The organism is Micromonospora sp. URMC 105, from assembly GCF_051386295.1.
GTDB lineage: Bacteria > Actinomycetota > Actinomycetes > Mycobacteriales > Micromonosporaceae > Micromonospora.
Window position 1 is genome coordinate 1 of sequence record NZ_JBPQTL010000152.1, and the last position, 8,569, is coordinate 8,569.

The following is an 8,569-nucleotide window of genomic DNA, read 5'->3' on the forward strand; positions in this document are numbered from 1 at the left end:
GCCCGCCAGGAGCAGCCGGCCCGCCAGGAGCAGCCGGCCCGCCAGGAGCAGCCGGCCCGCCAGGAGCAGCCGGCCCGTCAGGGGCGGCCTGCTCGCCAGGGGCGGCCTGCTCGTCCGGGGCGGGTGGGGACCGGTGCTGGTCGATGCCGGTGGTGCGGAAGCGGGCCCGGTAGGCGCCGGGGGTAATTCCCCGCTCGCGCAGAAACGTCCGGCGCATCGTCTCGGGCGAGCCGAAGCCGACCCGCCGGGCCACCACGTCGAGGGTGTCGTCGCCGCGCTCCAGCAGAGCCTGGGCGGCCTCCACCCGGATCCGGTCCAGGTAACCGGCCGGGGTGGTGCCCAGCTCGGTACGGAACAGCCGGCCGAGGTGGCGGGGGCTGACCCCGGCCAGGGCCGCCAGCCCGGGCAGGTCGTACGGCTGCGCCGGGTCGGCGGCGACCGTGTCGAGCACCCGGCGCAACACGTCGTGCCGGGTGCTCGGGGTGGCGGCCCGGACGCTGAACTGGGACTGCCCGCCGGGACGCTGCATGAAGACGACGAGCTGCCGGGCCACCGCGCGCGCCGTCTCCGGGCCGAGGTCCGCCTCGACCAGGGCGAGGGTCAGGTCGATGCCGGCGGTGATCCCGGCCGAGGTGATGACCCGCCCGTCGGCGATGAAGATCGGGTCGGCGTCGACGGTGACGGCCGGGAAGTGCGCGGCCAGCTCGTCGGCCAGGTCCCAGTGCGTGGTCACCCGGCGGCCGTCGAGGAGTCCGGCGGCGGCGAGGGTGAACGCCCCGGCGCAGACCGACGCGGTACGCGACGAGCCGTCGGCCAGCCGGCGGATCTGGTCGAGCAGCGGACGGTCGGCGGCCGTGGCCTGCCAGTCCGGCGCGCCGGGCACCACCAGCGTGCCGACCGGCCCGGTCACCTCGGAGAGCGCCACGTCGGCGCCGAGCCGCGCCCCCGCGCTGCTCATCACGTCCCGCCCGTCGGGTGAGGCGAGCACCGGCCGGTACGTCCCGCCGTGCTCGTTGGCGACGGTGAAGACCTCCAGCGGACCGGTGACGTCGAGCAGCCGTACCCCGTCGTAGACGACGAAGAGCACGGTGTCGCTGCGCCCCGTGGCCCGCACGCCGTCGAGCCTAGCCAGCCCCAGCGTCGGCGCGGAGCGGTTCGTCCGCACCGACGCCCGCACGCGCCGACGCTCCAGATCTTGGACAGTTGCCGTCCGGGCGGAACGACAACTGTCCAAGATCCGGTCAAGCGATCGTGCAGGGGACGCCGTTGAGGGTGAAGGTGGTGGGCCGCGGGTTGCTGCCGGTGTGGGTGCCGTTGAAGCCGAAGCCGGTGGACGCCCCGGGGGCGAGCGTGCCGTTGTAGGAGAGGTTGGTGGCGGTCACCGCCGTGCCGCTCTGCCGGTACGTCGCCGACCAGCCCTGGCCGACCTGCTGCCCGCTGCTCGGGAAGCTGAACCCGAGGGTCCAGCCGGTCAGGGTGCCGGTGCCGGTGTTGGTGATGGTGATGTTCGCGGTGAAGCCGGTGCTCCAGTCGCTGGTGACGTACCCGACCGTGCAGGCACCGGCGGCGGGTGGGTCCGCGGTGGTCACGGTGACCGGCGCGGAGGCCGCGGAGACGTTGCCGGCCGCGTCGAGCGCGACCACGTGGAAGGTGTACGCGGTGGAGGCGGTCAGCCCGGTCAGGGTGAGTGTGGCGCCGGTGGGCGAGCCGGCCAGCGCGTCCGTCGCGCCGGCCTCCCGGTACACCCGGTACCCGGTGACGCCCACGTTGTCGGTGGACGCGGGCCAGGTCAGGGTGAGGCCGGTGGCGGTCACGGCGGAGGCGGCCGGGGTGCCGGGCGCCGTCGGCGCGGTGGTGTCCGGGATGGCCGGTCCGGGTTCCTCGCCCCAGACCCGGGTGCCGCCGGAGTAGAGCGGCACCTTCCGGTTCGGCCCGGCGGTCGTCTGGTACGACGGGTCGTTCGCCGGGTCCCAGCTGCCGCCCTCCGGTACGCCAATCTTGAACTGCACCTCCATCCGGTGCTGCGACTGCCCGGCCGGAGCGATCGTGTATCCGGTGCAGTCGACCTCGACGTACCAGATGTCGCCGGAGAACTGCCTCGCCGTGGCCGGCGCCGGGCAGCCCTGGGTGTAGCCGGGGGTGACCTGCACGCCGCCTGGGCCGTCGGAGCGGAAGTAGTAGCGGAACTTCGCCGTGGTCAGCGCCCGGGCCGGGAAGGCCGACCGGTTGTAGACGATCGCCTTGAGGCCGGTGGCGCGTGGCTCGGCCTGCATCACCGTGGTCTCCACGGTCAGCTCGTCCTGGTCGGGTCGTTCGGCGACCGGGAAGCCGGCGAGCGGGCTGCCGCCGTACTCCTTGGCGAGCCGGGCCAGGGCGGAGGTGAAGCCGGCGTTGTAGTCGGTGGCGACCTCGTTCATCACGTAGTCCGACCGGCTGTCGGTGTACGCGTCGTTGGCCGACGAGGGGCCGCCGACCAGCGCGCCGTACAGCACGTGCCGGGTCTCGGTGGGCACGGTCTGGCTGTCCCACCAGGAGCCGTGCGCGGTGCGGTGGTGCGGATTGCGCGGTGGGTTGTTGCCGAAGCCGATGACGTAGCTGGAGTTGCGCGGGTTGTCGCCGAGCGCGTAGTTGATCTGCCGGACGGCGAAGTCGTGGTAGCGCGCCTTGCGGGTCGCGTCCGTGGACCGGTCGCTGTAGACCAGCGCGGCGAAGGCGGTGTTGGCGGCGTAGCGCAGCGCGCCCCAGGAGTCGAGCACCGCCATCCCGCCCGGCGAGTAGGGCACCCGCTGCCCGTTCACCCCGACCGTCCAGTAGTCCAGCCAGCGGTTGGCGTCGTCGACGTACTTCTGCTTGCCGGTGAGGTTGGCCAGCAGCACGTACGCACCGAACTGCTTGTTGTCCCAGGCGATGGTCCACTTGTAGGAGCGGGTGGTGCTCTGGTTCTCGGTGCCGAGCCGGTCGTACTCGCTCTCGGCCCTGGCCAGGTAGGCGGGGTCACCGGTGGCCCGGTGCAGCCAGATCGCCGCCCAGACCAGCTCGTCCTGCCAGCCGCTCCAGGAGCGGTAGAAGCTGGTCGCGTCGGTGATGCACTCGTGGTAGCTCCTGCGCACCGTGTCGGCGAACGTGTGGAGCTGCTTGGCGTGCCCGAGCAGTTTGTCGGCGTAGGCGGCGTCGGTGGGCCGGAACACCATCGACGACGCGGCCATCGCCGCCGCCGTCTCCCCCGCCAGGTCCGCGCCGCCACAGCTCGCATCGATCTTGTACGCGGGCCGCGCCATCGGCATCACCTCGGCCGGACCCCACCACTTGTGGTCGTCGTCGCCCTTGCCGACCTGTCCGTAGAGGACGTTGGGCGCGGGGTGCGCCTTGACGAACCAGTCGTTGACGAAGCGCAGGTTGTTCAGCAGGTGCGGAAGCTGGCCGGAGGCGACGTAGCCATCGCGGTACTCGACCGCGCCCCAGGCGAGCATGGTGGCGCTGAACGCCATCGGGAAGCCGAACTTCACGTGGTCGCCCGCGTCGTACCAGCCGCCGGTGAGGTCGAGGCCGACGTCGGCGCCGTCGGCGAGGGCGGAGTCGCCGCGCCAGGAGACCCGGTTCCAGGCCGGTTTCCTTCCGGACTGCTGCGCCTCGTAGAAGAACAGCGACTTCTGCAACGCTTCGGAGTAGTTGAAAGCGGGCGCGGCTGCCGGGCCGGGCGGCGCGGCGGTGGCCGGGGACGGCGGGCCGACGGCCAGGGTCAGCCCGGTGGTCAGCGCGGCGCCGACGGCGAGCAGGCGGCGGAGCCGGCCGCGGACCGGCCGGGTGGGCCGGTTCGGGTGCTGCATGGCGGTACTCCTGTCGGTGGCGCCACCGGCGGTACCCGTCCGACGGGGACGGAGGTCGGGGGGCGCCGGAGGCTGTGGTGGTGGGGGCCGCCAAAGGTGCGGGAGCGCTCCCATGGATGAGCGACAATGTAAACTGCGGAGCAGGCCCAGGGGAAGCCCGGCGGTGCCGGACGGAGCGTCCGCAGTCTCGTCCGCGTTACATCGACACGCCGTGAACGGGCCGCCAATTTGCCGGATTCGCCGATCCGATCGATTGCGTCGTCCCAGCTCAGGCCGTTTACCCGATGCCGCCCGTCGATGCCGTCCATGGGATCATGTGCCGTCCCCTCTATCCATGTCGGAGGAATCTTCATGCCCCACCGTCGGTACGTGGCGCCCGCGGCCCTCACCGCGACCGCCATGGCCTGCCTCGCCTTCGCCACCCCGGCGTGGGCGAGCAGCACGATCCCGCTCAACCCCGGCCACAAGGGCTCGACCGCGGCCGAGGCCGAGGAGAAGTGCAGCGACGAGCGCTTCACCGGCCGCACGCCCGGACAGGACGGCTGGCACTTCGTGCTTCCCGGCGGCGCCGAGTCCGGCAGTTTCGAGACGCTGACCCTGACCTTCAGCGACGGCAGCAACACGGTGACGGTGAAGGTGCCCGACAGCACCGACGCCTACCCGGACAAGTTCTACACCGCCGGGAACACCGGCCGGACGATCCACGCCTACCTCTTCACCCCGGCCGGGTGGACGCTGGTCGACGGCAGCGCCACGATCAGCGGCGAGGCCGCCAAGTTCAACCTGAGCCACGCCTGCCCCGGCACTCCGGCGCAGTCGCCGAGCCCGACCCCCTCGCCGACGACCTCCGAGTCGCCGCAGCCGTCGGGCTCCCCGTCGGAGTCGACCTCCCCGACCAGTTCGGTGACCCCGTCGGAGTCGGGCTCCCCCTCGGAGTCGGGCTCCCCCTCGGAGTCGGGCTCCCCCTCGGAGTCGGGCTCCGGCTCGCCGTCGCAGAGCACCGGCGGCAACGGCGGCGGTGACAACGACGGCGACCTGCCGCTGACCGGCGTCGCCACCACCGGCATCGCCCTGGGCGGCCTCGCCCTGATCGGCGGCGGTGCGCTGCTGATGCTGCGCCGCCGGCGCGACAACATCACCTTCACCAGCTGACCCGACTCAGCGCCCGACCGGCCGCCGGACACCTCGTCCGGCGGCCGGTCGCCGTTTGCACCCCCGGACGTTGATCCGTCCCGGGCGCTCGTCCGTACTGACGGGTAACCCGGTCGACGTCGCCCGGAGATTCATCACATCATCGAAGCTTATGATTGCCCTGTCCGCGTACGCGCAGGTCAAGGTCGTGGTGGTCGGTCCGGCGGCGCACGTCGTGGCCGGTCCGGCGCGGGCCTGGCGTTCCGGCATACGAACGTACTGTTGCCGCGCCGCTTTCCGGCGCGGGACAGTACGCGACACCAGCGGTGCCATCGACGCCGCCGCTCCCCCGGTCGACCCTGAGGAGAATGCGATGGCTCTACGACTCGCCGACGGTACCGCCTGGTCCGACACGCTCGCCCGCGCCGTGGCCGCCACGCCGGAGGCCTTCGGGCGCGAGGCCGAGGGCGTCACCACCCTGCACAACCTGGTGTCCGGGCAGTGGCAGGCGGTCGGCACGCCCAGTGCCGTCCGCACTCCCGTCGACAACACCGTCCTGGTCAACCTGCCCCGGCTGGACGCCGACACCGCGCGCGCCGCGGTCGCCCACGCCGCCGCCGCGCACCGCGACTGGGCGGCCACCCCGCTCGCCGAGCGCAAGGCGCGGGTCACCGAGGCGCTGGACGCGCTCACCGCGCATCGCGACCTGCTGGCGCTGCTGCTGGTCTGGGAGATCGGCAAGCCGTGGCGGCTCGCCTGCGCCGACGTCGACCGCGCCCTCGACGGGGTCCGCTGGTACGTCGAGGAGATCGACCGGATGCTGGCCGGGGGCCGGGAGCCGCTGCCCGGCCCGGTCAGCAACATCGCCTCCTGGAACTACCCGATGAGCGTGCTGGTCCACGCGGAACTGGTGCAGCTGCTCGCCGGCAACGCGGTCATCGCCAAGACCCCGTCGCAGGGCGGCGCGGTCTGCCTGACCGTGGCGCACGCGCTGATGCGCCGCGCCGGGCTCCCCGCCACCCTGCTCTCCGGCAGCGGCGAGGAACTCTCCGAGGTGCTGGTCCGCGCCCCCGAGATCGGCGCGGTGGCGTTCGTGGGCGGCCGGTCCAACGGCGGCAAGGTGGCCGCCGCGCTGCTCGACACCGACAAGCGGCACTTCATCGAGCAGGAAGGGCTCAACGCCTGGGGCGTCTGGAACTTCTCCCAGTGGGACCTGCTCGCCGCGCACCTCAAGAAGGGCTTCGAGTACGGCAAGCAGCGCTGCACCGCGTACCCCCGGTTCGTGGTCCAGCGCGACCTGGTCGACGAGTTCCTCGACATGTACCTGCCGGTGGTGCGCTCCGTCCGGTTCGGACACCCGCTCGCGGTGGACGAGAACTGGTCGGCGGGCGACCCGCTGCCGGAGCTGGACTTCGGCCCGCTGATCAGCGGCGCCAAGGCCGAGGAGCTGCGCCGCAAGGTCGACGAGGCGGTACGCGGCGGCGCCGTGCCGCTGCACCGCGGCAAGCTCGACGGCGCGCCCTTCCTCGACGGCCAGGACACCTCCGCGTACGTGGCGCCGGCGGTGCTGCTCGCCCCGCCCGGCCGGTCCCGGCTGATGCACGCCGAGCCGTTCGGCCCGGTCGACACCATCGTCGTGGTGGACACCACCGACGAGCTGCTGGCCGCGATGAACGCCTCCAACGGCGCGCTGGTGGCCTCGCTGGCCTGCGACGACGAGGAACTGGCCGGCAAGCTCGCGGTGGACCTCCAGGCGTTCAAGGTGGGCATCAACAAGCCGCGGTCGCGGGGCGACCGGGACGAGCCGTTCGGCGGCCGGGGCGCCTCCTGGAAGGGCGCCTTCGTCGGCGGCGACCTGCTCGTGCAGGCGGTCACCCAGGGCGGCGACGGCCGGCTCTACGGCAACTTCCCGGACTACAGCAGCTACCCGACCACCTGAGGCGGCGCTAGCCTCGATCGATGGCACGAATCGAGCAGATCTCGCTGGGCGTGACCGACGACCGCCGGGCCGGCCGGTTCTGGGCGGCGGCCCTCGGGTACGTACGACGGCCGCCGCGCTACGCCGGGGACGAGTGGATCGTGGTCGAGCCGCCACCCGGGCAAGCCGGCCCGGCGATCGCGATGGACGTCAGCGACAGCCCGGCGGCGGAGTTCCCCCGCGTCCACCTCGACCTGGACGCGGGGGACCGCGACCTCGACGACGAGGTGGCGCGGCTGCTCGCCCTCGGGGCGCAACGGGTGGACTGGCGGCACTACCCGGCCGAGCCGGAACCGGGCCAGCTGCCGTACGTCGTCCTCGCCGACCCCGAGGGCAACCGGTTCTGCGTCTCGGGCCACCGCCGGGCCGGGTTCTTCTTCGGCTGACCGCGGCGCCCGCCGGGGGGCTCAGCCCGACCGGTCCCTCCGGGCGGTCGCGTCCGCCTGCCGGGGCAGCGCGGGCCGGCCCGTCCCCTCGGCGCGGGCGGCCAGCGGCACCGTCACGGTGAGCAGCGCGCCGTCCCGCTCGATCGACGTCGGCCGCCCCAGCCGCCGTACGGTGCGCAGCATCGGGTCGTTCTCCGCCTGGACGTGCAGCACCACGGCCGCGTACCCGGACCGGCCGGCGTGCCCGAGCAGCCGGCGGAGCAGGGCCGACCCGAGGCCCCGGTGCTGCCAGTCGTCGCGCACCAGCAGGGCCACCTCCGCCTCGTCGCCCTCGCCGAGCAGGTTGGCCATCGCGAGCACCGGGTCCGCCGCCGCACCGCAGCCGGTCGTCGCCACCAGCGTGGTGCCCCGGCGCGGCTCCAACAGCCGGCGCAGCCGGCTCGGCGTCGGCACCGCAGCCCCGCCGAGGTAACGCCGCTGGCGGCTGCGCGCCGAGCACGCCTCGTGCAGGCCGACCACGCCGGCCAGGTCGTCGGCGGTGCTCGGGCGGACCGCCACCTCCCCGCCGTCGGGCAGCACCAGGGTCACCCGGTCGGCCTCCCGGCGGGCCACGGTGGCCGCCAGCTCGACCAGCGCCTGCGCCCGGGCGTACTCCGCCGGGGTGAAGCTGGGCACCCGCCGGCGCAGCACGTACGCCCCGCCGGTCGGGTCGGTCAGCAGCATGCTCGCCGCGCCGACGCCGCCGTGCGGGACGGCCGGCGCCGCGCGCCAGGTCACCTCGTCCGCGCCGAGCAGGGCGCGCAGCATCTCCCCGGTCGCGTCCGGGTCCCGGATCAGCCGGTTGGCCAGCCCGAGCACCCGGGTCGGCTGGTCCACCAGACCCCGGGCCTCGCTGCGCGCCACCCAGCAGTCCCGGCCCCGGCCCCGCTGGACGGCGGCGACCAGCTCCGCCTCGCCCACCGCGTCCGGCGCGTCGACGAGGAAGTCGTCGACCGCCCCGGCCTCGGTGGTGTGCACCTGCACGGTGAGGATGTTGACCCCCCGCAACGCGAGACTCGCCGTGAGCACCGACAGGTAGCCCGGCCGGTCGTCCACGGTGGCTCGAATCCGCCACAGCGCCATGTCCGCTCCCTTCCCCGTTACGACAGTGCCGGGCCGCTGTTGCCGTGCCGTTGCCCTGCGGTGACGCCCCGGGAACCGTTGCCCGTGCTCAGGTGACGCTGGTCACCGGCGGCGCTCCGACCAGG

6 protein-coding genes are annotated in these 8,569 nt (G+C 73.7%); 3 read left to right on the forward strand and 3 right to left on the reverse strand.

The window, feature by feature from the left end:
- Both ACSNN7_RS27800 and ACSNN7_RS27805 read right to left on the reverse strand, forming a co-directional pair.
- On the reverse strand, nt 1-1,114 hold a 1,114-nt coding region (locus ACSNN7_RS27800; RefSeq protein WP_436684010.1), incomplete at its 3' end, for a GlxA family transcriptional regulator.
- 127 nt (nt 1,115-1,241) lie between these two features.
- Nucleotides 1,242-3,827 (reverse strand): glycoside hydrolase family 9 protein, encoded by a 2,586-nt coding sequence (locus tag ACSNN7_RS27805; protein WP_436684011.1) that lies wholly within the window; start codon nt 3,825-3,827, stop codon nt 1,242-1,244.
- 351 nt (nt 3,828-4,178) lie between these two features.
- Between ACSNN7_RS27805 and ACSNN7_RS27810 the strand changes: the two genes are divergently transcribed.
- From ACSNN7_RS27810 to ACSNN7_RS27820, 3 genes are all read left to right on the forward strand, one after another.
- Complete coding sequence (locus tag ACSNN7_RS27810; protein WP_436684013.1) at nt 4,179-4,979, forward strand: LPXTG cell wall anchor domain-containing protein; 801 nt, start codon at nt 4,179-4,181, stop codon at nt 4,977-4,979.
- A gap of 352 nt (nt 4,980-5,331) precedes the next feature.
- On the forward strand, nt 5,332-6,897 hold the full coding sequence (locus tag ACSNN7_RS27815) for an aldehyde dehydrogenase family protein (RefSeq protein ID WP_436684015.1): 1,566 nt from the start codon (nt 5,332-5,334) through the stop codon (nt 6,895-6,897).
- 20 nt (nt 6,898-6,917) lie between these two features.
- Nucleotides 6,918-7,322, forward strand: coding sequence for a VOC family protein (locus ACSNN7_RS27820; protein ID WP_436684017.1), 405 nt, complete (start codon nt 6,918-6,920; stop codon nt 7,320-7,322).
- Between the two features lie 21 nt (nt 7,323-7,343).
- Here the strand turns inward: ACSNN7_RS27820 and ACSNN7_RS27825 are convergent, their stop codons facing one another.
- A complete protein-coding gene (locus ACSNN7_RS27825) occupies nt 7,344-8,444 on the reverse strand; it encodes a GNAT family N-acetyltransferase (protein WP_436684019.1) in 1,101 nt (366 codons plus the stop codon).
- Between the last annotated feature and the right edge of the window lie 125 nt (nt 8,445-8,569).